A 25,447-nucleotide genomic window follows, 5' to 3' on the forward strand; every position below is an offset into this window, starting at 1 on the left:
CGCCACCGGAGGAGTTGTGACCATGAAACTGTTATCTGAAGCCAGCGAGTCGGGTCTGCGGGCCGTCGTGTGGATGGCCCGCAGACCTCAGGGGCTGCACAAGGTGAAAGAGATTGCCGAGGGCATTCAAGCCGCTCCGGGATATCTGGTTAAAGTCTTGCAGGATTTGGCTCGCAGCGGCATTCTGTCGGCGCGGCGCGGTAGCCAGGGGGGGTTCAGCCTGCTGAGAAAGCCCGAGGGGCTGACGGTCCTGGAGGTCATTTCGGCCATTGATCCCATCGAGCGCATCAAGAACTGTCCATTGCAACTGGATGCTCACGGCCAGCAACTCTGCCCGCTGCACCGCCGCATCGACGATGCGTTGGCCAGCGTCGAGCGCAGTTTTCGCTCGTCCACCATCGCCGATTTGCTCACTGTCCCTCAGCCCGCGCCAACGCAGTGTAATGCGCTGTGTCGCCCCCCGGCCCCCGACGACTCGCAGGACGCGTAGTGACGGTCATGAAGACGGCGCGTAACGCTGGGCGGCTCTTGGTTGATGCAGCCTCTTTTTAGGTCCTCATTCTTCACCCTACGCCACCGGCGCTTGGGGCTCTCTTAAGCACAAAGGCAGAACATAGGCTGCGCGCTGTCGATATCGCACCAAAATCATCCACTCACTCAGCGACGCCAACTACTGACTAATCCTGCAACTACTGCGGACTGCGTTATTCGTCGGCGAAATAGTCCGAATCAATTCGCTTAATTTCGTAGACTTGAGACTTGCCTACGCCAACATTGAAGTCAATCATCAATTGAGCCAGTTTCAAACCATCGATCAGCACAACCTTTGCATCGATCGTCGCAACATAGTCGCGTGCTTCTTGCGAAAAACTGCTGGTTGTCAGGAATACGCCTTTCCTAGCGCGACGTCCATGCAGTGCGCCGACGAATCGTTGAATTTCGGGGCGCCCGACGGTGTTTTCCCATCTCTTGGCTTGTAGGTAAATGACATCCAAGCCAAGCTGATCTTCGTTTATAATTCCGTCAATTCCCTCGTCTGCTACTAGACTGGTGACAAAACCCGAATCATCTCGCGATCCGCCGTAACCCATTTTTAACATTAGATCAAGCACTAAATGTTCAAAAAATGAAGCAGACAGCGACTTCACTATGGTCAGTATTTCGGTTGACAGGGAATCGCGAATAGTCTGGTAGGCGGCCTGCAAAATCTCTTCCGGCGTTGAGTCGTCAATTGTTCCGGCATCACCATCGGTCGCCTGCCTGGAACGGAAGCTACCGAACTCTGAAAACCGTTTGAGAAAATTAATGTCGATACGGTCAGGAGGCGCAGCAAGCACCGAAAGTCCACGATCCGTAATCTTGAAATGCCCTCGCCGTGTCTTCGACAACAGGCCTGCACGTTCAAGGTAAACTTTTGCCCAGGCCACACGGTTGGTGAACCGTGGCTGCTGGCCACTAGGAAGAAGTTCGGCTATTTCCTCGTTCGTTAGTGAGAACTGCTCGGCGAGTAGTGCCCGAGTATCAACCATTGAGCGCTCCACGCCATCGGCAGCAAGCTGAAGCAGCGGCAGAGTTAGCGATTGGAAGTTAGGTATTGCCATTTTGTGAAGTCGGTTCCAATCGCAGTAAATCAGTTTACTCGGGCCCCGAACCATACCACCCACGATTTCTGAAACGCGACCGCTCACCGGAACGCTAAAATATCGCTACTTGCCTAGCGGGTGTCAAGCAAACAATAGAGGTGGCTGTGGACAATTCAGCTATGGTTGATATGAAACGCTTTCTTGCCCTCAACTGTAACCAGAATCGCATCGAACGAGACCTGTCAGAGTGACCATTGATGGCCCGCGTGCCTTCCCAGATACAGTCCAATTAGCCATGATGTGACAGCTCGAATTTCGTAGCACGAGCGGATTAGAAATCATCAGTGATTGGCAGGCAGCGTGGAGCGTTTAAGAAAGCTGAGAGTGGGCTGCTTTGGCCTGGGCCGCATGGGGAGTGTGCACTTACAGCATGTGCTGGAGCTGGCTGTCCAGGGACAGGTCGAGCTAGTTGCGCTCGGCGATCGGATGGACTCAACTTTGCAGCAGGCGCACCTGCAGGCCACAGAGTACCTGGCTGAAAGGCAGAAGTGCGACGAGAACGGAGACGCTGAATTTTCTGCACACGGAGAGTGGGGCGCGGGGCAGAGCGGGGCGGGTCAGCAGATAGATGACAGCCAGCAGGCGAGTTCGAGTTGGACTCTGCATGATCGTCCTGCGTCGATGGCAGATCGGGCGCGACTCGATGCGGTGATCATTGCATCGCGAACAAGCGATCACGCGGCCGATTGCTTGGCGTTTGCGCAAGCAGGTGTTCCGGTGTTGGTTGAAAAGCCGCTAGCCAATTCTGTTGCGGAAGCGGCCCGGCTGTGTAGCCAGCTCGGTGATGCCGGCGATCGACTGATTCAAGTGGCGTTTCAGCGCCGGTACGATGCAGCCATCGAGTTGGCGCGGGCCTGGTTCGAGCAAGGCCGGATTGGCCAGTTGCAACAGTCACAGCACATTCTACAGGACAAGAATCCGACTCCACCGGCCTACCAGAGTTGTGGCATTACGGCTGATATGGCGATTCATCTGGTCTTCGAGGCGCTGTGCTTTCATCAATTCCAACTGCCTCAATTTGTGCAGGCCGTGCGCTTCATGGCTCCACATTACAATGACTGCGCGGGGGAAGGAGCGAACATTGTACATGCCTTTTGCGTCTGGCCGGATGGATCGGTGGCACACCTGTGGGGCTCGCGGATCAACAACACCGGCTACGACAACGGATTCAAGCTGATTGGCACCGCTGGTCGCATCGATGTTGGGGAATTTGTCGGGGACTTTGGCCAAGTCCATGTCAAGCTGTGGCGCGGAGTCGGTGCTGAGCCAGGACCGCGCGGCTATTTAGCCGACTGGCATAGCTTGGCGATGACCCCGGCGACGCTGTCGCCACTGATGCCAACGACCGAGCAACAACCCGATTTTTATGCGCGTTTTGGAGCAGCCTATCGGCGGGAATTGCAAGCGTTTCTAGACAGCGTTCGCGCAGGAGCTGTCTTTGATGTCGGCCTGGAGCTGGGATGGAAAACGTTGCTAATTGCCAACACCGCCGAACTGAGTTCTCGACGGGGTGGCCAGCGATTCGAACTCGCCACACCAACTGGCGACCAGATTGTGACCGTGCAGGAGGCGTGCGAGTTCGCTCAGCGGATTGGCATCGACGCCGGGTGAGTGATGAGGCGTGAGGCCAAAGGTAATTTACCAGCAGCTACCGACTGGCTATGGTAGTGGCAATGCCACAGTCATACTGCAGCTACCATGCTAACAATTGCTACTTGACGGGTGGTTTGACTAACTGGTCGATGATGCGATCCAGTTCGGTCCAGTGTGCGCCGGATTTGACGACGTTGCCGTTTTTATCCACAACGATGTTCACCGGCAGAGTCAATATACCGTAGCTGGTTGCTAGGCTGCTATCCAAGCCACCGGGGTCGTGGATGTGTGGCCATGGATAGGGATTCTGCTTGATGAATTGGTCAGCTTGAGCACGTTCTTTGTCCAAGTTAACACCCACAATCAACAGCTTGTGTTTAGCATACTTGGCCTGCAATTCTTTGAGAGCCCGCATGTCGGCTTTACAGCCTTCGCACCAGCTTGCCCAGCAGTGATAGACCACCGGTCGATCGCGAAAGGCGTTGGAGTTAAAGGTTTTGCCGTCAAGGGTTGTACCAGCAATACTGAATGGCTTGCCTTCCAGGTTCAGTCGGCGCAGTGCACCAGCGGCCTTCTTGCCGGAATCGGATGATGCATACCCTTTGGCGGCACGATCGTACCACCGGGCAGCTTCCTTGGCATCGCCATTGAATTCGGCGGCTAGCGCGATTTGCAGAATGGCCTCTGCGGAATCCTCGGCTTGTGGGTATTCTTCAATGAAGCCTCGCAGGCTAGCCAAGTAAGCTTCATTCAGCTCCTCGAACTTTGCCCCGGGTTGTTGCATATCCAAGTTGTGTTCAGCGGTAATTCTGCGGAACTCGACGTAGGCCAAACTACTGGCATCGGCCCCGTTTTCTTTCAGCTTGGCAGAGAACTTGCGCAGGCGGTTGGTACCGTCGGGATACTCGCCGATTTGAGCGGCAGCGCTGACGGTGTCGGCCATCTGTTCGATCCAAATCGCACGGTCATCGGCAGACTGGGCGGAGGCGATCAGTTTGTCCAAAACGTCGGCGCGCCGCGCGTGCAGGCTGGCCTTGTCGTTGACGTCGCCATTTAGCTTGTCGTCTATTCCTTGCAGTTCGACGACCAGCGCCTCCAGGGACTTACTGATGCCCATCTCCGTTTCCGCTGTTGAGTTCTGACCGCGCGGATTGTAGGAAACATTGAAGAAGACTCCCGTATCTTCGGATGTCGCGTTGTCGCCGACTTTGCGGGGCAGGCTGGCTAGGCGCCACGAGCCATCGACTTGAATCAGGGTGCCGATGATTAGTTGTCGAGCTTCACCGTCGTTGTCAAATAGCGCCACGGCGTTCTCGTATACGACAATATCCTGCTTGGAGGCGGCGGTACCAGCCGGAACGATTCCAGGCTTGTCGGCACCAAAATTGGTCCAGCGACTGGTGGCGGTGACTAATTGCTGTTGCCGCATCCAACCGGGAAACTGATCGCGGGCTGTTTGTACACGAGCTTTCAGAGAGTCTGTCATCGCGCTGCCGAGTGCGAGCCCTTCGATTTGCGCTTCGGTAGGCAGTAACCGCTGAAAGCGTTTGATGTCACCAGTCGCCAGAGCCTGGATAACTTCGTAAGAGATTTCCTCAGCGGAGATAATTCGCCAACTGTCGATGGTACCGTCTTCGTCGCTATCGATTCCCCAGCGCATGCCTTCGGTATTCAACCAGCGATATTCATCTGCGGTGCCATTAAAGTTTGTGTCTGATTCGCGATACACTTCGTCGCCAGCGTTGAAGTAGCACCAGCGATCTGGTTTGTTATCGCCGTTGGTGTCCACGAACCATCGCAGTGGCTGTCCAGCCGGGCCGGTTACCCAGAATCCTTTGCCATCGTCGCGAGCCACCTTTTCCAGCTTGCACTTACCCACTTCGTCGGCGCTTACCTTTTCGTAATTCACGTCGGCTTGGCGCGGCTTGAAGGACAATGCCTTTGTCAGTTCGGTTGATTCGTTGGCCGCCAGCCGACTGAAGTTGGTGCTGAGCGCCAGGGCGACAAACAGACCGAGGAACATATCGCGTAGCATTCGATTCATCCTGTCGAGAATACGAGTTGGCTGGTCCTGGGGAAATCCGGCTTGAGCCATCGGTTGTGGACCAGCGGCAAACCGGGGGAGGGTAGCTCCGGGCTGTTGTAGCATTTGCCGGACGCGGCGCGAATCTCGCTTTTTCGAGAATCACAGGTTGTGCTGGATGCTCAATTTAGGTCGTGGCAGAGGCTCTTTGAGATGCCCGGTGCTAGCAAAACCTTGGGAAAATCGGCTTTCCGCTGAAGTTGGCTAGGCCGATTAGACGATCCGATTAGCCTGCCGTGCGCCAGAGGACTGATGGCTGAGCCTAGTTGTTGGAAATTGATGCGAACTGTGAGTTGACAGGCCGCAGCCTTCGGCTACGATTTGCCAGCGGTTTGGCGGCTAGGGGGATCCTGGATCCTGTGGTCCGATGAGCCCAGAATTGTTCGTTTCGGCGAGCGATTCGAAGATGGGCGCGTAGCTCAGTTGGTTAGAGCGCGTCGCTGATAACGACGAGGTCCCAGATTCGAATTCTGGCGCGCCCACTCGCGAAGTGTGAATTGAGAAGTTTGAGGCATGAAGATGCCCTTCAAACTTCACGCTTTTACGCTTCAAATGTTATTGCCGGGGGTGTAGCTCAGTTGGTAGAGCACTTGGTTTGCATCCAAGGGGTCATCGGTTCGAGTCCGTTCACCTCCACTGGCGAGAAATTACCGCCCGAATGCGGGCCCAAAAACGATTCCTGATGGAGATTGGATTAGGGCTTGTCAGGCGGTTGTAAATCGCGAAGATGACTTCCAGTTCAGCACAAGATTTGGCGACGGGTTGACTGTTGCTCAGGCTTGTCTGAATGGGAGCCAGCCGGTTCGAAGTGGTCGATGCAAAGCAAGAATATTTTGGTTTGCGATTGACGGGTTTGTCCGGTGCTCCTAAAATACTCGACCCGCGATCCGATGACCTCTGGCTGCAGGACGTGGAATTGAGTTACTGATCTTTGACAATTTGGTTGATTGGTTATAGGCATCTTAACGCAGTGCTTGGTTAATTCTGAGTACTGCACACGACGCTGGACCAACCTGCGGACCGCGCGAGACTGCTTCGGCAGGCTTAGCGGGTTTTGATAGGTTGGACCGATTTTGAAAAGAGCGTTCCAAAGAGCGGAGTTGAGCGTAAAAGTTCAGCTCGATGAAGTCTCATCGAAGTTTTGGCGAAGTCATTTGACAGAGTTCAAAATTTCGGTGGTCAAGTTACTAAGGGCGTATGGGGGATGTCTTGGCATCAGAAGGCGATGAAGGGCGTGGAAGTCTGCGAAAATCTCTGGGGGAACTGACAAACAAGTATTGATCCCGAGGTACCCGAATTGATCTGCACTGAATTCATAGGTGTAGGTGGCTAACCCAGGGAACTGAAACATCTAAGTACCTGGTGGAGAAGAAAGAAAAATCGATTCCGTCAGTAGCGGCGAGCGACAGCGGAATAGCCCAAACCGTGAGGGTTTTCCCTCGCGGGGTTGTAGGGTCCTTCGCATGGGAGTTACAAAATTCAAGCTAGGGGAAGCGTCTGGATAAGGCGCGCCATAGAGGGTGACGGCCCCGTACTCGAAAGCTTTGAATCTCCCGGAGGATACCTGAGTAGGTCGGAGCACGTGAAACTCCGACTGAATCTACGGGGACCATCCCGTAAGGCTAAATACTCTCTGATGACCGATAGTGAACTAAGTAGGGCGACCGAAAGGTGGGAAGAACCCCGGCTAGGGGAGGTAAGTGAACCTGAAACCATAACGCCTACAAGCGGTCGGAGCACGATTATAACGTGTGACGGCGTGCCTTTTGCATAATGATCCGGCGAGTTATCGTTCGCGGCTCGGTTAAGGCTCTCAGGGCCGAAGCCATAGGGAAACCGAGTCTGAATAGGGCGACCATTGTCGCGGGCGGTAGACGCGAAACCTAGTGATCTACCCATGGCCAGGTTGAAGCGCGGGTTAAACTGCGTGGAGGACCGAACTCACTTGGGTTGAAAACCGAGGGGATGAGCTGTGGGGAGGAGTGAAAGTCTAATCAAACTGGGAGATAGCTCGTTCTCTCCGAAATATATTTAGGTATAGCCTCGAGCAACTATGTCACGGGGGTAGAGATACTGAATCGGATGGGGGCCCGCCTAGGGTACCTCACTGAACCAAACTCCGAATACCGTGATAACTATCTCGGGAGTCAGTCTACGGGGGATAAGCTCCGTGGTCGAGAGGGAAACAACCCAGATCGTCAGCTAAGGTCCCTAAACTATGCTCAGTCACTAAGGAAGTTGAATTTCTGTGACAGCCAGGATGTTGGCTTAGAAGCAGCCACCATTTAAAAAGTGCGTAACAGCTTACTGGTCGAGAAGTTCTGCGCCGATAATGAACGGGAGTAAGCATAGTACCGAAGCTACGGACTCAGTAATGAGTGGTAGGAGAGCGCTGTAAAGTAGATACATGCCATACCGTAAGGAGTGGTTTCGGACTTTACAGGTGATTATGCCGGAATGAGTAACGATAAAACAGGTGAGAATCCTGTTCGCCGAAAGCCTAAGGTTTCCTGGGGAAGGTAAATCCGCCCAGGGTTAGCCGGTGCCTTAGTCGAGGCCGAAAGGCGTAGACGATGGATAGCGGGTTAATATTCCTGCAGCCATGTGTGTGGAGCGATTGGAGGGACGGCATCCGAAAAGCATGCGGACGACTAGAAATGTCCGTTGCTTGGTTCTAAGAATGGAGGTAGGTAAATCCGCCTCAATAGGTTCAAGGAACCGAGCTAACAGCACTTAAGATCTGGATGATGTTGGCAGGATGTCCAAGAAAAGCTTCTAAGCTTCGAAGCACGCATGACCGTACTAAAACTGACACAGGTAGGCGAGACGAGTAGTCTCAGGCGCTCGGGAGAACGGTGATTAAGGAACTCTGCAAATTGGCCCCGTACGTTCGCAATAAGGGGCGCCTCGCAAGAGGCCACAGAAAATCGGCACCAGCGACTGTTTATCAAAAACACAGGACGCTGCTAACACGTAAGTGGATGTATAGCGTCTGACGCCTGCCCGGTGCTGGTAGGTTAAGGAAGGCGGTTAGCTCCTTCGGGAGTGAAGCTGGCGACCGAAGCCCCAGTAAACGGCGGCCCTAACTATGAGGGTCCTAAGGTAGCGAAGTTCCTTGTCGGGTAAGTTCCGACCTGCATGAAAGGCGTAACGACTGGTGCACTGTCTCAATCACCGACCCGGTGAAATTGTAGTCGTGGTGAAGATGCCACGTACCCGCGGTTAGACGGAAAGACCCCATGAACCTTCACTGTAGGCTGATATTGGGTTGAGGTATCTCATGTGTAGAATAGCTGGGAGGCATTGATCCGGGCGCGCTAGCGTCCGGGGAGCCATCGTTGAAATACCAGCCTTGGCATGCTTTAATTCTAACTCTGATTCCATGAAACTGGACAGAGAACAGTGTCAGTTGGGCAGTTTGACTGGGGCGGTCTCCTCCTAAAGAGTAACGGAGGAGTACAAAGGTCCACTCAGCCTGGTCGGCAATCAGGCGTAGAGCGTAAAGGTATAAGTGGGCTTAACTGCGAGACAAATAAGTCGAGCAGATACGAAAGTAGGTCTTAGTGATCCGGTGATTCCGAATGGAAGGGTCATCGCTCATCAGATAAAAGGTACTCTGGGGATAACAGGCTTATCGCATCCGAGCGTCCACAGCGGCGATGCGGTTTGGCACCTCGATGTCGGCTCATCACATCCTGGGGGTGAAGAAGCTCCCAAGGGTTTGGCTGTTCGCCAATGAAAGTGGTACGTGAGCTGGGTTCAGACCGTCGTGAGACAGGTCGGTCCCTATCTGCCGTGGGCGTTCGAAACTTGAGGAGATTCAACTTTAGTACGAGAGGATTTGGTTGGACGTAGCTCTGGTGTACCAGTTGTCACGCTAGTGGCACGGCTGGATAGCTAACTACGGAAAGGATAAACGCTGAAAGCATCTAAGCGTGAAGCCCGCTCCAAGATAAGGTTTCGTAAGCACTTTAAGTGCGAGAGTCCCCTGGAAGACTACCAGGTTGATAGGCCAGATGTGTAAGCACGGTAACGTGTTCAGCTTACTGGTACTAAGGGACGAAAACTTGACCGCCGATATTTTGCACTCTCGCAAAATTCGCAAGTCATCACTTGGGCTCGATGGAGCTCGAAGATGCCTGTAAACCAATCGACAAATTAGGCCCTGGCGGGCGAATAGGCCGCCAGTGGTCTTTCCGGTGACCATATCTGAAAGGTTATACCTGTTCCCATCCCGAACACAGCAGTCAAGCTTTCAGAGCCGATGATAGTTCCAAAAGTGCGAAAGTAGGTATTGCCGGTTTTATGAAAACCTCCGAGGAAACTCGGAGGTTTTTTTATGCGCCGTCCCGGTTTCTGCATTGCGGTGCCGCTCGCTAATGGACTATGTATTCCTTGGCTGTCGGGGTTTGATCCCACAGTGGCCGCTAGTTCTGTGACCATTCGGGAGGTTTCGTGCACATGAGCGTTCACTCCAGCTCCATTCCGCCAATTCGTTGGCAATGGATTCCCTTGGCTGGCCTGCATTTGCTGGCCGCTGGTCTATTGCTGAGTTACATGCTTCCCCAAGGACATGCTTGGTGGCGAGCCATCGATGAACAGATTTTTTTTACGCTCAACGGTACCCTGCCCAACAATTATCTCTGGCAGTTACTTTGGGCTTGGGGCAATACCCGCTTTCACGATGCTGTTGTAGGCGCCGGCATCTTACTGTGTTTGTTATTCCCCATCGCCGGCTTTCAACGACAACACTTGCAGGGCGCACTGTTTCGGTATATCGCGATGATGCTGGTACTGCTGTTTGCCAGAATTGCTTTCAAGGAGTTTTGTGGAGCAACGGGACTTCGTGGTCCCAGTCCGTCTTTGGTCTTACAGCCTGTGGTTCGGCTATCTGAACTGGTTCCCTTCCTTCCGCTCAAAGACGCCTCAGTCGATAGCTTTCCTGGAGATCACGCTACAATTCTATTGGCCTGGGCAGGTTTTGTACTGCTTTTCCGGCGGCACTGGTCAAGCTGCTTGGCGGCCATCGTACCGGCGCTGATGGTTCTGCCCAGAATTGTGGTCGGTGCGCATTGGTTTAGCGATGTGGCTGTTGGTGGAATGTGCGTTGCCTTACCCGTCCTGGCTTGGACCTACTATACTCCCGCTGTGAATTACGTCGCCGCCTGGCTGCACCGGTTGGCTAGTCCTATCCTGCAAGCACTAGCCAATTCTCCTTGGCTGCGCCGACAACATTTTTTCATCCACGGTCCGAAATTCGATCGCGGAATGCCATTGGCTTCTTAACCCGATATCGCCAGCGTCCAAGCAACTGCTGAAGACACGGGGCGATTACCTCTCCGCAGGGTTTTGCCAGAACAGCATGCGGGCCGAATCTAGGGCTGCATGCCCCCTGAGCTTACTCACCGGTCGCGATCGGTCGATCTTCACTCGACCAGCCGCTCCAGGAGCCCACGTAAACTCTCGGTCGCGGCAGGCCCAACATCTCCGCAACCAGAACATTGTTGCAGGCGGTTACCCCTGATCCACAATAGCAGATCGCTTGGGCATTGACCCCGACTGCAGAAATCCTTTGCTCCAGTTCAGCTCGTGGTCGAAAATAGTTTGTGCACTGGGCGTAGTTGTCTCCCAGAAACAAATTCTTGGCACCTGGAATGTGTCCCGCTTTGGGGTCCAATGGCTCGACTTCACCTCGAAATCGCTCCGGAGCGCGCGCGTCAAAAACCGGCAGACCGCTGGCAATTGCCGCAGCTACCTCCTCGGCACTCACGATTTCGGCTGCGGGCCAGGGGCGAGGCAATCGGGGAACCGCAGTCCAGTGCGGAACCTCCAGCTGCAGTGGCGGTGGATTGGCTTGATCTAACCACGCATCCAGACCACCATCCAACAGCGCCGCCTGTTGACCGATAATCCGCAGCATCCACACCAATCGACCGGCAAATCGTCCACCAACGGCGTCGTAGGCTACAACAATGTCGCTATTACTGATGCCCAGCGCTCCAAGCGACCGTGCGAAGGCATCTGGCGAGGGTAGCGGATGGCGCCCAAGGCCGGCTGCTGGCGGTGCCGCCAGGACGCGATCCATCGACACATATCGCGCACCAGGAATATGACCCTTCAAGTAGGCCTGATAGCCATCCGTGCCGTCCAATGCGTAGCGTACGTCGCACCAAATGTATTGCCAGTTGGAGTTCAAGACTTGACTTAGACTGAGGATCGGTGGAATCATGTTGGTTGACTGTCCTGGAAAAGTACTTAGCGGGTTCAGCCTACGGCGTCAGAATTGTTAGTGTCATATTGGACGGCTCCTCGCAGTTTCAGTTTAACCGCGACGCTGAGCCAATAGCACAGCGCGACATGGGGCCGGATAGCCCTCGAGCGTCCGGCTGGAATCGTTCGGATCAAGAAAATTGGCTAGCGACTCAAAGTGCATCCATGGAGTTGCTCGCTGTTCGTTTTCAGTTGTACGACTGACATCCAGTACCTGGATTTCGCCATAGCCGGTGCGGCGGAGCCACTTCTGTAGCATCGGCAAGCTAGGAATAAACCACACATTGCGCATTTTGGCGTAGCGGTCCTCTGGTACTAACACGCGCTCGTCGGTATCCGCTAAGACGATTGTCTCCAAGATCAATTGTCCCCGGGGCCGCAACGTGCTGTGCAGAATTTGCAGATGCTGGATGGGATTGGGGCGATGGTACAGTACCCCCATGGATAAGCTGATATCGAAGCAGCCCAGCCCGCGCGGAATGTCGGTGTCGGCCAGCGGAACCACAAAATGCCGTTCAGGCTGCGAGTTGAATCGGCGAAAAACTTCAAACTGGACCACCGATAGCAGGAACGGTTCGCAGCCCATTACCCAATCAGCTCCGGATTGCAACATGCGCCAGCCGTAATAACCATTTCCACTGCCGACATCCAGCACGCGCTTACGGCGCCAGTCAACATGTTCGGCGAAACGCTGCCACTTAAGGTTCGATTGCCACTCAGAATCAATTTGAATGCCCAGGACATCAAACGGTCCCTTGCGCCAGGGGTGAAACTTCATCAGCTTGCCACGCAATGCGGCAGCTTCATGCGGCGTAAGTTGGAACTCAATTTGCGGCGTGATCGTTACGCGTTCGTTTACAATCTCTAGTCGAGAAGCAACACTCGGCAGTTCGTCCCATGCCCGTCGCCAGACCCGTAAATGCCCGTCACGTTCGTCCTGGAAACGCTGTTGGCACACGCGTTGGACTGCTTGCGCCAGCTTGGGTAGATCTAATTCCAGCAAGTAATCTACGGCGGGCTGTCGATCAAGGAATTGGGTGGGATTGGTTGAATATTTATGCAAGCTTGACCGCCAGGATTGACACGAAGTTGAAGCACTGGAACCATGGCACCACCTGACCGAAGCCGACATCGCGCAGGCGAGCGCAATGTTGCGTTAGCGTTTCAGGAACCAGGATGTTTTCCAGCGAACTGCGCTTTTGAGCAATCTCCAGATCGCTGTAGCCGTGAGCACGTTTGAAGTCATGGTGGAGTTCAGTCAACAACTGTTGTTGGTGCTCGTCTGCAAAACAAATTTTTTCACTAATCAGTAGGGCACCGCCGTCGACTAAGCCATCAAAAATCCGCTGCAGCAGTGCAGGGCGATCCTGAGGTGGTACAAATTGTAGGGTCCAATTCAGCACCACCAAGGATGCAGTTTCAATCGGTACATCGCGAATGTCAGACTCGTGAATTTGTATTCGCTGACGGCCACCTTCCGGGAGCTGTTGCAAGACTTCACGCAGCCGCTGAATCATGGCTGGCGCATTATCAACGGCATGTAAATCGCAATCGGGCGGAGCCTGAGCATTCATCAGTTGTGTGGCAGCGCCCAGCGAACAGCCTAGATCATATAAGGCAGTTCCAGATCTCGCGTAGCGGGCCGTGAGCTGCTGGATCATTGCCAGTACAGAGGCGTACCCTGGTACAGAACGTGCGATCATATCCGGAAAGACTTCGACCACCTGCTGGTCAAAGGCGAACTCCCCGATACGCTGTTGGGGCAGGGTAAAGATCGTATCTCGCGACACTCAACGCCTACCGTTCAGGTTCAATTGTGGCAGACATGCTGCCCACGCAGCGCATGGCCAACGGATCGCGACCAAAAGAGTGTATCTGTTGCTGCTTGAGTTCCGCATGCTCCTTGGTTGTTGTCAGCAATACGGCACGTCCCTGTGTGTGAACCTGCTTGGCGATGGTCAGTCCCTTCTCCAGCGGATGACCAAACAAAATTTGGCACATGTGGATGACGTAGTGGAACGTGTGATCGGTATCGTCCCACAGGATCACATGGTACCGTGGTTGCTGCTGGGGCTTGGAGCGCTGAATATGCTGCCGAACCTGACTTTCACGAATTGGTTCCGCGACTGCGCTGTTGGATTGAGACATGTTTCCACCTTAAGCTTGAAACGGACCTGCGATCCTGAGCCATGACCAGCATGCCGGCAGGCTGTACGAGAAACTTTGGCTAGTTGCTACCGTCAATACGCTAAGACGAATCCCGTCACTGGGCATCTAACGTTATATTGTTATCCTCGGCATCATTGTAACCCCCAACAGGGGATGGGGGGCAAGCGTTTTTTGTGGCTTTTGGCCGAAGAATTGGCAGAAAATGAGCGAATTGAGAGCAATTGATCGGCAGCTTCAGCAAAGTCAACCCAGATTCATGGAAGAGCTCAAATCCCTGCTGCGCATTCCAAGCATCAGCGCCGATCCGGCATACCGAGATTCAGTTGCGAGCGCGGCCCATGAAGTCCTGGGTCGTCTTCGATCGGCAGGGTTAGCCGCCGAGCTGATTGAAACACAGGGGCCACCGCTAGTCTATGCAGAAAGTCCGCCGGTGCCAGGCAGGCCAGTTGCACTGGTCTATGGGCATTACGACGTCCAACCGCCTGACCCGCTGGATCTGTGGATCACTCCTCCCTTTGAACCAGCCGAGCGAGATGGCAATTTATACGCGCGGGGTGCGACCGACGACAAAGGGCAGGTATTGACGCACATCAATAGCGTCGCCGCTTGGGCAGCCGCCGGTGAAAAACTGCCGCTACAAGTTAAATTCATAATCGAGGGCGAAGAGGAAGTCGGTAGCGAGCAACTTGGTAAATACCTTTCTAGTCCGGATGCAGCGCAGAAGCTCGCGTGTGACGTTATTGTTATCAGCGATTCCATGCAGTATGCACCAGGTCGTCCTGCGATCACCTATGGACTGCGAGGCATAGCCTACTACGAGTTGCACTGTATCGGCCCCAAGCAGGACTTGCATTCGGGCAGCTTCGGTGGTGCCGTGGCCAATCCGGCCAACGCCTTGGCCAAGATCATTTCTAGTTTGGTAGATGGTAACGGTCGCGTTCAGTTGCCAGGATTTTACGACCGAGTCCAATCGCTGTCCGACGCAGAACGTCGCGCGTGGCAGAATCTAGGATTTGATGACCAGAGGTTTGCCGATCAACTCGGTGTCAGGGCGCTGTCTGGTGAGGCCGGGTTTAGCACCCTCGAGCGCCGTTGGGCCAGGCCAACCTGCGATGTGCATGGTTTGTGGAGTGGCTATCAAGGCGAAGGCGGCAAGACGATCATTCCCAGTCGCGCGGGTGCCAAGATCAGCTTCCGATTGGTACCCGATCAGGATCCAGTGGAAGTCACACAGCAATTTCAGCAGTTCCTGGATCAGCATACTCCGCTGGGAGTTCAGGTCCAGCTGGTCGAATTGCATGGCGGCAGAGGCGTCGTCGTCGATCCAACTAGTCCCTTCATCGCAGCGGCTCGTCAGGCCATTTCCGAGGGCTTTCAACAACCGGCAGAACTCATACGCGAAGGTGGTTCGATCCCGATCGTGGCCGACTTTGTTCGGTTGTTGGGAGCCGAAGTGTTGTTGCTCGGCTGGGGGCTGGACGATGATGGAGCCCATAGCCCTAATGAAAAGTTTTGTATTGCCGACTTCCACCGCGGTACGCGAGCCAGCGCCTACTTGTGGCACTATCTGTCGCAAGCCGCAGCCACGGCTTAGCCTGGCACAATCAGCAGCATTGAATTTAGTCACAGGCCATTTTTTAGACTACCAACATGCTAGATCGAAAACTGATTCTGGAACAGACCGAGCTAATCAAACGCAACTGCCGAGCACGCGGTGCTCATGTAGACGTGGATCGGTTCATTGAACTGGAGAACAATCGCAAAGCCAAACTGGCCGAAGCGCAAGAGTTGAATCGACAAGCTAATGAAGTCAGCAAGTCGATTGGAAAAGCTGCTACCGCCCAAGAGCGTGAGCTATTGAAGAATCAAGGACGTTTACTGCGCGAGCAAAAAGAGGCGGCGCAGTTGGAGCAAGACCTACTGGAGAATCAAGTCTTGGCGCTGTTGGCCCAGATTCCAAACCTGACCCACCCGCAGGCACCGGTTGGCTCGGATGACTCGGCCAATGCTGAGGTGGGCCGGGGTCGCACGCCGGTACCGCAGTTCGACTTTGCGGTCAAAGATCACTTGGAGCTGGGGCGGTTGCATGACATGATCGACTTTGAAGGCGGAGCGCGTGTGGCCGGTGCCGGTTTTTACTTCTTGCGCAACGATGCGGTGTTGTTGGACTTGGCCTTGCAGCAATTTGCCATTACCCAGTTGGTTCGTCGTGGATTCACACCGGTAACAACCCCAGACGTAGCACAAACCCAGATTTTGCATGGCATTGGCTTCATGCCGCGCGGCCCGGAAACGCAGATTTATTCGATTGAAAATAGCGATTTGAATCTGGTGGCCACTGCCGAAATCACGTTGGGGGGCATGTTGGCTGAGCAGGTGTTGGACGAAGAGCAATTGCCGCTGAAATTCGCGGGATTGAGTCACTGTTTTCGCACCGAGGCAGGTGCGGCGGGGCGTGCTTCGAAGGGCTTGTATCGCGTCCATCAATTCACCAAAGTTGAGATGTTTGCCTTCACAACGCCGGAACAAAGCGATGCAATGCACGAGGAGTTGCGGCAAATTGAATGCGATCTGTTCGATGCGTTGGAAGTACCTTATCGCGTCGTGGATACCGCCACAGGTGACCTGGGTGGGCCGGCTTACCGTAAGTACGACTTAGAAGCTTGGATGCCAGGAAGAGGCGAGGCCGGCGAGTGGGGCGAGGTAACCAGCACTTCCAACTGCACCGATTATCAAGCGCGTCGCCTGAATGTGCGTTACAAACACAAGTCCGAAAAAGGTACGCATTTCGCCCATACGCTTAACGGGACAGCGGTGGCGATCAGTCGAGCGATTATCGCTATCCTTGAGAATAACCAACAGGCCGATGGGTCCATTCGCGTGCCAGCGGTATTGCAGCCGTGGCTGGGTAAATCGCTGATTGGCGGTTAGCTTTTTTGGATCCGCAGCCACGTGCCCCACCGCGGTGAACAGCACGACAATCGTCCTTACATGTCCCTTGCAAATCTTGATGGCCGGTGGAACCAATGCAGGTGCACTGTTTTGATTTGATGCTGGAGCGATCTGCAGCAGGCCCGCCACCTAGCGTCGTGGTTGCGCTGGGCGATGACGGATTCTTGAGAACCGCAGCTACTGGAAGGCTGCTGCAACTTGCTGGGCTAGAAAACAATCAAGCGCGAACCTTTGATGGCACCGAATGTAGCTGGGGTCAAGTACATGACGAACTAGCTACGCTATCGTTGTTTGATCCGGGCGGTCGACGGGCAGCGCTGGTCACCGCCGCCGATGACTTGATACAATCGGCCCGAGCGCAGCTTGAAAAATGGTGTTCAGCGCCGGCCGATGGTTCGTTGCTGATCATGCAGGTGCAGGCCATGCCTGCCAACACCAAGCTGTACAAGTTGATTGAGCAGCATGGCTGGATCGTTGGCTGTGGACTTCCGACCGACAGTCCGCGCAGCAAGTCGCCCAGCATGAGTAAACTCAAGCAGTGGATCGCGCAGTGGGCGAGTATGAAGCACGGACTCAAGCTTACCGCCAGCCAGCTGACCATCATCCTGGAAGCGGTGGGCCCGATCTGCGGAATATTGGATCAAGAATTGGCCAAACTGGCGCTGTATGCCGATTCATCTGGACAGTTGACGGACCAGTCGGTTCGCGCCCATGTCGGTAGCTGGGCGACTCGCACATTATGGGAGATTGCCGATGCAATTATGGATGGGCGCACAGCCCTGGCACTGGAGCACTTGGAGCGAGTTTTCTCGAGCGGCGAGCATCCGGCGGCGGTACTACCGCAGTTAGCCTGGAGCATTCGCCGGTATGGCCAAGCCGCACAATTGGTCCTGCAGAGCCGCCGAATGGAGCGACCTATCACGGCCGATGAAGCTGTCAAGCAAGCCGGCTTTTGGGGTGCCGATCTGCAATTGGCAGCTCAACGACTACGACGCCTCGGACTTCTGCGGAGTGCCAAGATTCACCAATGGCTGTTGGAGTTAGACCTCAAGATCAAAGGCAGTCACTCCCACACCGATCGAGCCATTTTTGCCATCGAAGAACTGTGTTTGCGTCTGCACTAGCTCTCATCTGTACCTTGGAGTCGCTGTCGTATCTGTTGAAGTCGCTGGTGCATTTGACCTTCCCAGCCTCGCGGAGTGGGATGGTAGAAGGTTGCTTCGACTCCCAAGTAATCCTGCTGGACAACTCCGTCTGGCGAGTCATGTGCGTATTGATAGTCTGTTCCATGTCCCAGGCTAGCTGCGCCCTGATAATGAGCGTCGCGGAGGTGTCTGGGAACAGCAATCGTGCTGCCTTCACGCACGCGCTGGCGGGCTTGGCCAATGGCTGACGTGGCAGAGTTGCTTTTTTCAGCTAGTGACAAGTAAATCACCGCCTGTGACAGGGTTAGTTGGCATTCGGGCAGTCCAACCAGCTCACAAGCTTGAAATGCGGCCACGGCCAGCGACAAAGCTGCCGGATCGGCGTTGCCAATGTCCTCGCTGGCTAAGATCACTAACCGTCGGCAGATAAAGCGAATGTCCTCGCCAGATTCTAGCATGCGCGCCAGCCAGTACAGCGCTGCGTCGGGATCGCTGCCGCGAATACTTTTAATCAATGCGCTCGACACATCATAATGTTCGTCGCCAGTAGCGTCATATTGCAATGTCTTCTGCTGCATCGACTCATCAATCAGCTGGTGGGTCAACACCACCGGGCGTTGCTTACACGATAAGATAGCCACCTCTAGAACGCTCAGCGCTCGTCGCGCATCGCCGTCGGTGGCCTGGGCCAAATGCATCAAAACTGCGGCATCGCATTGCGTTGAAATGTCCCCCAATCCATCAACGGCATCGCTGAGTGCACGCTGTAACACAGTCAAAACCTCGGTTGGTGATAGCGGTTGGAACTGAAATATCTGACTGCGGCTCAGCAGCGCTCCGTTGACCGCAAAGAACGGATTGCTGGTGGTGGCACCGATCAGCGACACTGAGCCTTGTTCAACATCGGGCAACAACGCATCTTGTTGGGCTCGATTGAAACGATGGATTTCGTCGACGAATAGCAGCGGTCGCGGAGCCCCCGATGCGACTTGATCGCGCGCCCATTCCAGAATCTCCCGTAGCTCCTTGACACCACTAGATACGGCGCTGAGCTGTTTTAGCGTGCCGCCGGTTTCGGCGGCCAGCAGGTGAGCCAGCGTGGTCTTGCCGGTGCCCGGTGGACCGTATAGCAGGATCGATCCCAGGCGTCGCGAGTCAATCAGGCGCCGCAGCAACTTGCCCTCACCCAGAAAATGCTGTTGGCCCACGAATTGGCCCAAGGTTCGAGGACGCATCCGCGCGGCCAAAGGCATGTGGCGACGACAATTGTCTTCGACTTGCTGAGCAAACAGGTCCATGCGGCTGACTCCTAGCTACTTGCGCTGGCTGGACAACTGGTCAACCCGCTGGAGCTGCTTGGTGGCCCACGGAACCAATTGCTCACGAAAAATTTTCGAGTTGTGGCGAATATCGGTCGGCAGTTGCCGTGGATAAACCAAAAAGCGTTCAATCTGTTGAGTCAACGCGTGCTGTTTTCCCAATGTCCGCAGCTCAGTCAGCAGTTTATCTTGAGCTACCGAATCTTTCGGTCGAAATTGCGGTAGTGGCTCGACAATGATCACAGGAGTCTGATGGTCCTTATGCCCGACGCCGACCAACGCACTGCGGTAGATGCTCGGATGTTGATTGAAGATAGCTTCGCATTGTTCGGTGAATAGCTGGCCATTGTCGGTCGTCACGCGATGCGCTTTGCGACCGCAGTACCAGAATCGGTCTTGGCCATCCAGGTAGCCTACATCGCCCAGGCGATGCCAGACACGCTCCCCATCCAATACTTTATGAAAGGCGTTTTGATCCGTCCGCGTTACGTATTGCCGGGTGACAACATCGCCGGTAACCATCAGTTCGCCGATCTTACCGACGGGCAACTCCTGAATCCTATCGAGCGTGGCCAGCGGGCCGTCATCAATCGCAATGACTTTCCATTGGATGCCAGCAAAGTGTGAGCCTACACATGTGCCGGCGCCCTGTCGCGTCAGTGCGGCGGTCTCACTGAGTACCTGCTGGCTATCGATCGAGGCAATGGGCAGCGCTTCGGTAGCTCCATACGGTGTGTGCATCAGTGCCCCGGCCGGCAACAGACCGCGCATGGCTTCTAAGACGTCTGGCGAAACCGGAGCACCTGCCGATAGTATCCGCTGCAAATGCGGAATCTTACGACCCTCCGTTTGAGCAAAGCGACTGACTGCGGTCCACAAAGCCGGAGAACCAAAAGCTTGATTGATCTTCCATTTCTCAATGGCATCCAGCAGCCGCGGAGGGTCCACATCGGCCGGCCGCGTAGGATCCATGTCGGGAATGACGGTGGTCGTTCCCATGGCTGCGTTGAACAGGCCAAACAACGGGAATCCAGACAGGTCTTTACCGCCAGGCAAGATCCCGTAATGCTCAGCGATCGCATCCACCTGACTATTGAAGGTGTGATGCGTATACAGCACACCTTTGGGCGGTCCGGTGCTGCCGGTGGTAAAAATGATCGCGGCTTGGCTGTCGCGGGTGGTTGCAGGTGGCTCGAATAGCGATGGCGGCGTGCCTAACAATTGCTTCAAACTTGGCTGTGGAAACACTCCCAAAGTTGGTCCCACGGTTACGTTAAATCGGGCCTTGGGGAAGCGCCGCCGCAGCACGGCCCGAATCGCATGTGCCATGGGAATGGCAATAAAACCATCAGGCTCGGTGGCTTGAATACAGCTCAGCAAATTCCGGCGTCCCATCCCGGGATCGACTAACACGATCACCGCTTCAATCTTCAGCAGGGCAAAGACCAGCGTGATAAAGTCGGCACCGAAGGGCACCAACATCACAATTCGCATGCCCGGCCGGATGCCAAGTTTCTGTAGACCGGCGGCGATCGAAGAGGTGTTTAGTTCCAGTTGCGTAAAGGTGACCGTCTTGTACGGGCGATTGACTCCTTGCTTGGCGCTGCCCAACGGACTAGCCAGAGCGATTTGGTCTGGAATCCGACCCGCCATGACGGTCAGTCTAGCCGCCACGTTGAACTTGTTCCAATCCGAGACAGATGATTGCATGTCAGCCTTGGCTTTCCAACAATGGTGCGACACGCGGTTTGACAGACGCGGGTTGCTGAAGTTCTTGGATGATTCGCTTGGCGATGTCGACCCCTAGGCAACGCGCCAGCCCGCGCCAGCCCGGCACGGCATTGACTTCCAGAACATACACCTTTCCGTCTTGAGCCGGCAATAAATCGACGCCCACAACCGTACCGTCTACTGCGGTGGTGGCTTGTCGAGCCATCTCAATCTGTAGGTCATCCAGCTTGTGTCGTTGGGCAATGCCACCACGAGAAACGTTGGTACGATAGTCGTCCAGTCGCGCCTGGCGGCGAATGCTATACATTTGGTTACCGATGCACAGCACTCGAATATCGTAGCCCAAGTGAGGCAGGAATTGTTGAATGTATAGAATCTGCCCCAGTTGCTGGAGAGTTGAAAACGTCCTCCAGGCCAAGTCGGCGTCCTGAAGTCGAATGATTCCTCGACCTTCACCCCCAAAAAGCGGCTTGACCAACACATCGCGGCCAAGCTCTTCAAACGCCTGCAACGCTTGGTCGCGCGTCTGGCAGGCCACGGTTGCCGGGACACGCAGGCCGGCCAAGTGCAACCGATGCAGCGTGAGCCATTTGTCGATGGAGGTTTCTAAACATCGTGGCGAATTGACTACTGGCGTGCCCTGCGACTGCCAAATCTGTAGGCAGTCCATGCGAAAAATAACCTGCTCCAAACTGCCCAGCGGCATCCCGCGCACCAAGACGGCGTCCAGGGATGGCGCAGGTATAGCAACCTGAGGCCCAAGGCTGTTACCGTCGTGGCCGGGCTGAATTCGAGCGCTTAGTTCGGGGAAGCTCAATAGCTCGACATGAATCGACAACTCATTGGCCGCGCGCTGCAAGTCGGTCATGTAATGACCGCTAGCCGTCCCCAGGATACCCAGGCGAAATGTCATAATCGTGGCGCCTATCCCATCAGTTCAATGGCGAAGGATTTGGCGACCAGGTCTTCCCGCAACTCTCCAAAACTCCAAGCGCGTCCGGTTCTCAGGTTGTGAATGGCCACTTCGGCTGGACTGAACAGCGCCGGATCAACGCGATAAAAATCGAACTGGCAACGCTTGAAGATGTCTGCGAATGGTTCGCCGAAGTCTCGTGAATGAGAACTCGGAACTTTGGCGCCTATCGACCGAATCTGCTCGTCGTCTGCGTCTACCCATAGTGTCACGTGACCACCGTACAGAATTGCGTCATTGGTTCGTCCGATCCCCAAGGCCGCGTCGGGTGTTGGCGGAGGCAGAGGAGCGATGCCAAACGCCTGCTTGATGGAAATGAGCGGAAAGCCCAGTTCATATAACTTGTGCAACGACGTTTCAACGCTGCGCGCTACAACCTGTACACAACCGGCCAAACTGCGAGTGGGTGCTACCGCCAGCCAGAGATTATCGGGAGTAACTTGGCACTGTGCTGCCATCTGAACAGCAATCTGATCGTCAGGTAGTTGATCGCACTCAAGAACTCCAACTGCCACAGGTGAATTGTCCTGGGCCGCGAGTTCCTTCAATAGCGGCTCCTTGCCGCGTCGCAGCCGCATGGGGCCTGAACCCATGGCAAAGAAATTTTGACCCTGCACTGGCCAGCCCGCATACTGACCAAACAGGCAAGCTCGCACAGGATGGTCAGTGGATACGCGAACCCAGGGGCCACGCCAGATTGAGCGATCGCCGCTGGAGATCGCGACTTCGGCCAATCCGCCTAAGCACAGTGAAGCCAATCGAATGCCGGCAGCTAATCCTCCGCGCTGGTGGACACCAAAGTCCAACAAGTGGGCCCCACAGTTCAATTGATGGCCGGCAATACTCAGTTCCTCCGAATTGGCCTGTGCCGCTAGGAAGACCTGCAGAGCCTGCTGGTTTAGCCCTTCGCCCGACGCCATAGTGCTGGTCCTGTCTTCCGCGATTGCCACTGCTCCAATGCTTGGATTGGAGATACTCCAAAAGCGGTAATCATGTAGATTATTGGCCATTTGTACAATTGGCTGCGATGGTTGTAAGAGGATTTTCGTGTGGCCCTCAGCGACAGCGCACACCGGCCAAATCGATCGTTCCAGGCGATATTGAGCGGAATTGCCTTCAGACCTATAATTCTACCTCCATTGCGGGGTGGAGTGATTCTCGTGTGTCGGCAAATCCGCCGGCCTGGAAACAACACGAGGACGTTGTGGTTCCCGATTCGAACATGGCCAGTCGAACCAATAATCAGGATTGAATATGAATAACCAGCGTCGGCATCAGCTTGAGCAAAACTACTTGGCGAATTACCTGGGCATCCGCCTCTCGCGGGTTCAGCACTTGCTCAAGCCGGCTCTGATCGCGGTGGCGGCGAGTTTCTTAGGATTCTTGGGCTACACCGCATTTCAGAGTCTGTCTACCAAGCAAGCAGCTGAAGCCTGGACAAAGTTCTACTTCAATCTCAATGGCGATGCCGAATCTTTTGAAGCTTTGGCAAACCAATACGGGGCCGCGCCTGCCGGACAGTGGGCACGGTTTTCTGCGGCCGCGGCCAATTTGCAAAACGGCATCGAAGCGCTGTACGTGAACCGGCAAGAGGGTGTTGGCCTGATTCAGAAAGCGATTGCGGAACTCGGCGCTTTGAAGAACTCTACGACGGGCGACCTGAGAACTCAGTCCATTCTGATGCTGGCCAAAGCCCATGAGAGTTTAGGAGAGCTGGATCAGGCAATCAGTCATTATCAATCGGTGGTTGATGCAACAAATTTGTCGGAACTCGAACGAGAGCAAGTTCGCGACCGGGTCAGTTTTTTATTGACTCAAGAAGCCAAAGAGTTCTACCAGTGGTTTGGAACGTTGAATCCCAAACCAGCCGCCTCTCCCGAGATACCGGGTGATCTGGGGTCGCCTCCGGAAAGCCCTACGATTCAGTTTGATCCCGATAAGCTGCCTGCTATACCTGCGGATGGCGCTCAACCAACCGAGCCGTCGGCGGCAGTAGATGGGCAGCTTCAGTTGGAATTGCCGGCCGAAACACAGCCGGCCTCAGACGAAACGACTGCGGAACAGGCCGCTGACACGCAACAACCCGCACCACCTGCAGTACCAAGCGAGCAGCCCATCCCTGCCAGCGAGGCATCGCCACCGTTGCTCAATTAGCTGGACTCATGTTGCAATTTGAACATCGGGCCACCGCCGCTGAACACGGTCAGCGAGTCGATGCCGTACTGGCAATGCACTTGAACGCCTACAGCCGAGTCTTCATTCGCAAAGTTGTGCAGGAAGGCGGTGCGCAGGTTGACGGCCAGTTGGTCAAGCCCAGCTTTCGCGTTCGTGAGGGTCAGCACATCTCGATGGCACTCCCTCCGCCGCCAGTGGATGGTCCACAACCGGAAGCGATCGAATTGGATGTGCTGTACGAAGACGATGCACTGCTGGCAATCAACAAGCCGCCGGGAATGGTTGTGCACCCCGCCAAGGGAAACTGGCGGGGAACTCTTGCCAGCGCCCTGGCGCATCACTTCAAGCAGTTAAGCGACATTGGTGGTCCAACGCGACCTGGAATCATCCATCGTCTCGACCGAGATACAAGCGGCGTCATTTTGGTCGCCAAGACCAACGCCGTGCATCTCAAGTTGAGCGAGCAGTTCGAACAGCGACTGGTATCCAAAGAGTACTTTGCCATCGTGGTTGGTAACTTGCAGCTGGATCGCGACATTGTCCGCCAGCCGATCGGGCCGCATCCCTACCAGCGCGACAAGATGGCCATCCGCCGCGATCATCCAGATAGTCGCGAAGCAGAAACGATGTATGAAGTGATCGACCGATTTCGAGGTTTTTGTGCGGTTCGCGTACATCCCAAAACAGGTCGTACGCACCAAATACGAGTGCACATGGATTATCTGGGGGCACCAGTGCTATGTGATCGACTGTACGCTGGACATGCGAAAATCACGCGCGGGGAGATTCGCCGACGGCTGGTGCGCGGTCTACCACCCGAACCGGATGATGGCGAAATTGTGCTCGAACGACAAGCACTTCACGCGCGTCGGATTCAGCTCACACATCCGATTACAGAGCAACCGCTGTGCATCGAGAGTCCGCTACCTCTAGATTTGCAAGGGGCGTACGAATTACTCCGACAGCAGGTGTAACAGGAGTTGACGCCGGCAATCAGCCAGGTGAATCCGACGTGGCAATAAAAAATGGGGTGCAACAATTTGCACCCCACTGGTTTTTTATCCTGGATAAGCTGGATCGCCAATCCAAACGATACAGTCTGCGATCAAGTCTTGTAGACTAGTCTGGCAGTTACTTGTTTTCGCCCGCAACTGCTTCTTTGGCAGCTTCGGCAGTGGCATCAACAGCCTCACCAGCAGCTTCGGCAGTGGCATCAATCGTGTCGGTAGCAGTATCAGCAGCTTTGGTAGCGGCGTCTTCAACTTTAGCACAGCCAACAAAGCCAACGGTCATCACACATACACAGCACAGAGCCAGCAACTTGCGCAACATGGTACTTCCCCCTTTTGAGAAAATGATCAGTCAAACTTGCGGCAACACTGTGTTGCCGGCAT

The 25,447-nt window shown here is 54.9% G+C and carries 19 protein-coding genes, 2 tRNA genes and 2 rRNA genes; 12 read left to right on the forward strand and 11 right to left on the reverse strand.

Going from position 1 to position 25,447, the window contains the following annotated elements; translation table 11 throughout:
• The first annotated feature begins 22 nt into the window (after positions 1-22).
• Positions 23-490, forward strand: a complete 468-nt coding sequence (locus KF752_17970; protein MBX3423449.1) for an Rrf2 family transcriptional regulator — start codon at positions 23-25, stop codon at positions 488-490.
• Positions 491-704: 214 nt separating this feature from the next.
• On the opposite strand, the gene KF752_17975 is transcribed toward KF752_17970, so the two are convergent.
• The gene (locus tag KF752_17975; GenBank protein MBX3423450.1) at positions 705-1,601 is read right to left on the reverse strand and encodes a restriction endonuclease; all 897 of its coding nucleotides are present in this window, start codon (positions 1,599-1,601) and stop codon (positions 705-707) included.
• Between the two features lie 342 nt (positions 1,602-1,943).
• Here KF752_17975 and KF752_17980 point away from each other — a divergent pair, with 342 nt between their 5' ends.
• On the forward strand, positions 1,944-3,254 hold the full coding sequence (locus tag KF752_17980) for a Gfo/Idh/MocA family oxidoreductase (protein MBX3423451.1): 1,311 nt from the start codon (positions 1,944-1,946) through the stop codon (positions 3,252-3,254).
• A 100-nt stretch (positions 3,255-3,354) separates the two neighbouring features.
• Here KF752_17980 and KF752_17985 read toward each other — a convergent pair whose 3' ends face one another.
• The gene (locus KF752_17985) at positions 3,355-5,280 is read right to left on the reverse strand and encodes a redoxin domain-containing protein (protein ID MBX3423452.1); all 1,926 of its coding nucleotides are present in this window, start codon (positions 5,278-5,280) and stop codon (positions 3,355-3,357) included.
• A gap of 447 nt (positions 5,281-5,727) precedes the next feature.
• Here KF752_17985 and KF752_17990 point away from each other — a divergent pair.
• From KF752_17990 to KF752_18010, 5 genes are all read left to right on the forward strand, one after another.
• A tRNA-Ile gene (locus tag KF752_17990) sits at positions 5,728-5,801 on the forward strand.
• Between the two features lie 81 nt (positions 5,802-5,882).
• A tRNA-Ala gene (locus KF752_17995) sits at positions 5,883-5,955 on the forward strand.
• 541 nt (positions 5,956-6,496) lie between these two features.
• Positions 6,497-9,394, forward strand: a 23S ribosomal RNA gene (locus KF752_18000).
• Between the two features lie 120 nt (positions 9,395-9,514).
• A 5S ribosomal RNA gene (gene rrf, locus KF752_18005) occupies positions 9,515-9,622 on the forward strand.
• A 158-nt stretch (positions 9,623-9,780) separates the two neighbouring features.
• The gene (locus KF752_18010; protein ID MBX3423453.1) at positions 9,781-10,605 is read left to right on the forward strand and encodes a phosphatase PAP2 family protein; all 825 of its coding nucleotides are present in this window, start codon (positions 9,781-9,783) and stop codon (positions 10,603-10,605) included.
• A 112-nt stretch (positions 10,606-10,717) separates the two neighbouring features.
• Here KF752_18010 and KF752_18015 read toward each other — a convergent pair whose 3' ends face one another.
• The 4 genes from KF752_18015 to KF752_18030 form a co-directional block, all read right to left on the reverse strand.
• Positions 10,718-11,548 carry a sulfurtransferase gene (locus KF752_18015; GenBank protein ID MBX3423454.1) on the reverse strand — a complete coding sequence of 277 codons (831 nt, stop codon included), beginning with the start codon at positions 11,546-11,548 and terminating at the stop codon, positions 10,718-10,720.
• A gap of 93 nt (positions 11,549-11,641) precedes the next feature.
• Positions 11,642-12,652, reverse strand: coding sequence for a tRNA 5-methoxyuridine(34)/uridine 5-oxyacetic acid(34) synthase CmoB (cmoB, locus tag KF752_18020; GenBank protein ID MBX3423455.1), 1,011 nt, complete (start codon positions 12,650-12,652; stop codon positions 11,642-11,644).
• Entirely contained in the window at positions 12,645-13,379 is a 735-nt protein-coding gene (gene cmoA / locus KF752_18025) for a carboxy-S-adenosyl-L-methionine synthase CmoA (protein ID MBX3423456.1), read from the reverse strand. The genes cmoB and cmoA overlap by 8 nt, the downstream gene beginning before the upstream one ends.
• A gap of 7 nt (positions 13,380-13,386) precedes the next feature.
• A complete protein-coding gene (locus KF752_18030) occupies positions 13,387-13,737 on the reverse strand; it encodes an ATP-dependent Clp protease adaptor ClpS (protein ID MBX3423457.1) in 351 nt (116 codons plus the stop codon).
• A 223-nt stretch (positions 13,738-13,960) separates the two neighbouring features.
• Between KF752_18030 and KF752_18035 the strand changes: the two genes are divergently transcribed.
• From KF752_18035 to holA, 3 genes are all read left to right on the forward strand, one after another.
• Positions 13,961-15,352 (forward strand): dipeptidase, encoded by a 1,392-nt coding sequence (locus KF752_18035; protein MBX3423458.1) that lies wholly within the window; start codon positions 13,961-13,963, stop codon positions 15,350-15,352.
• A gap of 56 nt (positions 15,353-15,408) precedes the next feature.
• Positions 15,409-16,689 (forward strand): serine--tRNA ligase, encoded by a 1,281-nt coding sequence (gene serS, locus KF752_18040; GenBank protein MBX3423459.1) that lies wholly within the window; start codon positions 15,409-15,411, stop codon positions 16,687-16,689.
• Between the two features lie 101 nt (positions 16,690-16,790).
• Entirely contained in the window at positions 16,791-17,834 is a 1,044-nt protein-coding gene (gene holA, locus KF752_18045) for a DNA polymerase III subunit delta (GenBank protein MBX3423460.1), read from the forward strand.
• Here holA and KF752_18050 read toward each other — a convergent pair.
• The 4 genes from KF752_18050 to mch are packed head-to-tail and all read right to left on the reverse strand — an operon-like array spanning position 17,831 to position 22,798.
• Positions 17,831-19,153 (reverse strand): replication-associated recombination protein A, encoded by a 1,323-nt coding sequence (locus tag KF752_18050; protein ID MBX3423461.1) that lies wholly within the window; start codon positions 19,151-19,153, stop codon positions 17,831-17,833. The genes holA and KF752_18050 overlap by 4 nt on opposite strands.
• 15 nt (positions 19,154-19,168) lie before the next feature.
• The gene (locus tag KF752_18055) at positions 19,169-20,884 is read right to left on the reverse strand and encodes an AMP-binding protein (protein ID MBX3423462.1); all 1,716 of its coding nucleotides are present in this window, start codon (positions 20,882-20,884) and stop codon (positions 19,169-19,171) included.
• 1 nt (position 20,885) lies between these two features.
• A complete protein-coding gene (locus KF752_18060) occupies positions 20,886-21,818 on the reverse strand; it encodes a RimK family alpha-L-glutamate ligase (GenBank protein MBX3423463.1) in 933 nt (310 codons plus the stop codon).
• Positions 21,819-21,829: 11 nt separating this feature from the next.
• Positions 21,830-22,798 carry a methenyltetrahydromethanopterin cyclohydrolase gene (gene mch, locus KF752_18065; protein ID MBX3423464.1) on the reverse strand — a complete coding sequence of 323 codons (969 nt, stop codon included), beginning with the start codon at positions 22,796-22,798 and terminating at the stop codon, positions 21,830-21,832.
• Positions 22,799-23,132: 334 nt separating this feature from the next.
• Between mch and KF752_18070 the strand changes: the two genes are divergently transcribed.
• Both KF752_18070 and KF752_18075 read left to right on the forward strand, forming a co-directional pair.
• On the forward strand, positions 23,133-24,032 hold the full coding sequence (locus tag KF752_18070; protein ID MBX3423465.1) for a hypothetical protein: 900 nt from the start codon (positions 23,133-23,135) through the stop codon (positions 24,030-24,032).
• Between the two features lie 8 nt (positions 24,033-24,040).
• Positions 24,041-25,027, forward strand: coding sequence for an RluA family pseudouridine synthase (locus tag KF752_18075; GenBank protein ID MBX3423466.1), 987 nt, complete (start codon positions 24,041-24,043; stop codon positions 25,025-25,027).
• A 157-nt stretch (positions 25,028-25,184) separates the two neighbouring features.
• Here KF752_18075 and KF752_18080 read toward each other — a convergent pair whose 3' ends face one another.
• Positions 25,185-25,385 carry a hypothetical protein gene (locus tag KF752_18080; GenBank protein MBX3423467.1) on the reverse strand — a complete coding sequence of 67 codons (201 nt, stop codon included), beginning with the start codon at positions 25,383-25,385 and terminating at the stop codon, positions 25,185-25,187.
• Positions 25,386-25,447 lie beyond the last annotated feature (62 nt).

It is taken from the genome of Pirellulaceae bacterium (genome assembly GCA_019636385.1).
In the GTDB taxonomy this organism is placed as follows: domain Bacteria; phylum Planctomycetota; class Planctomycetia; order Pirellulales; family Pirellulaceae; genus Aureliella.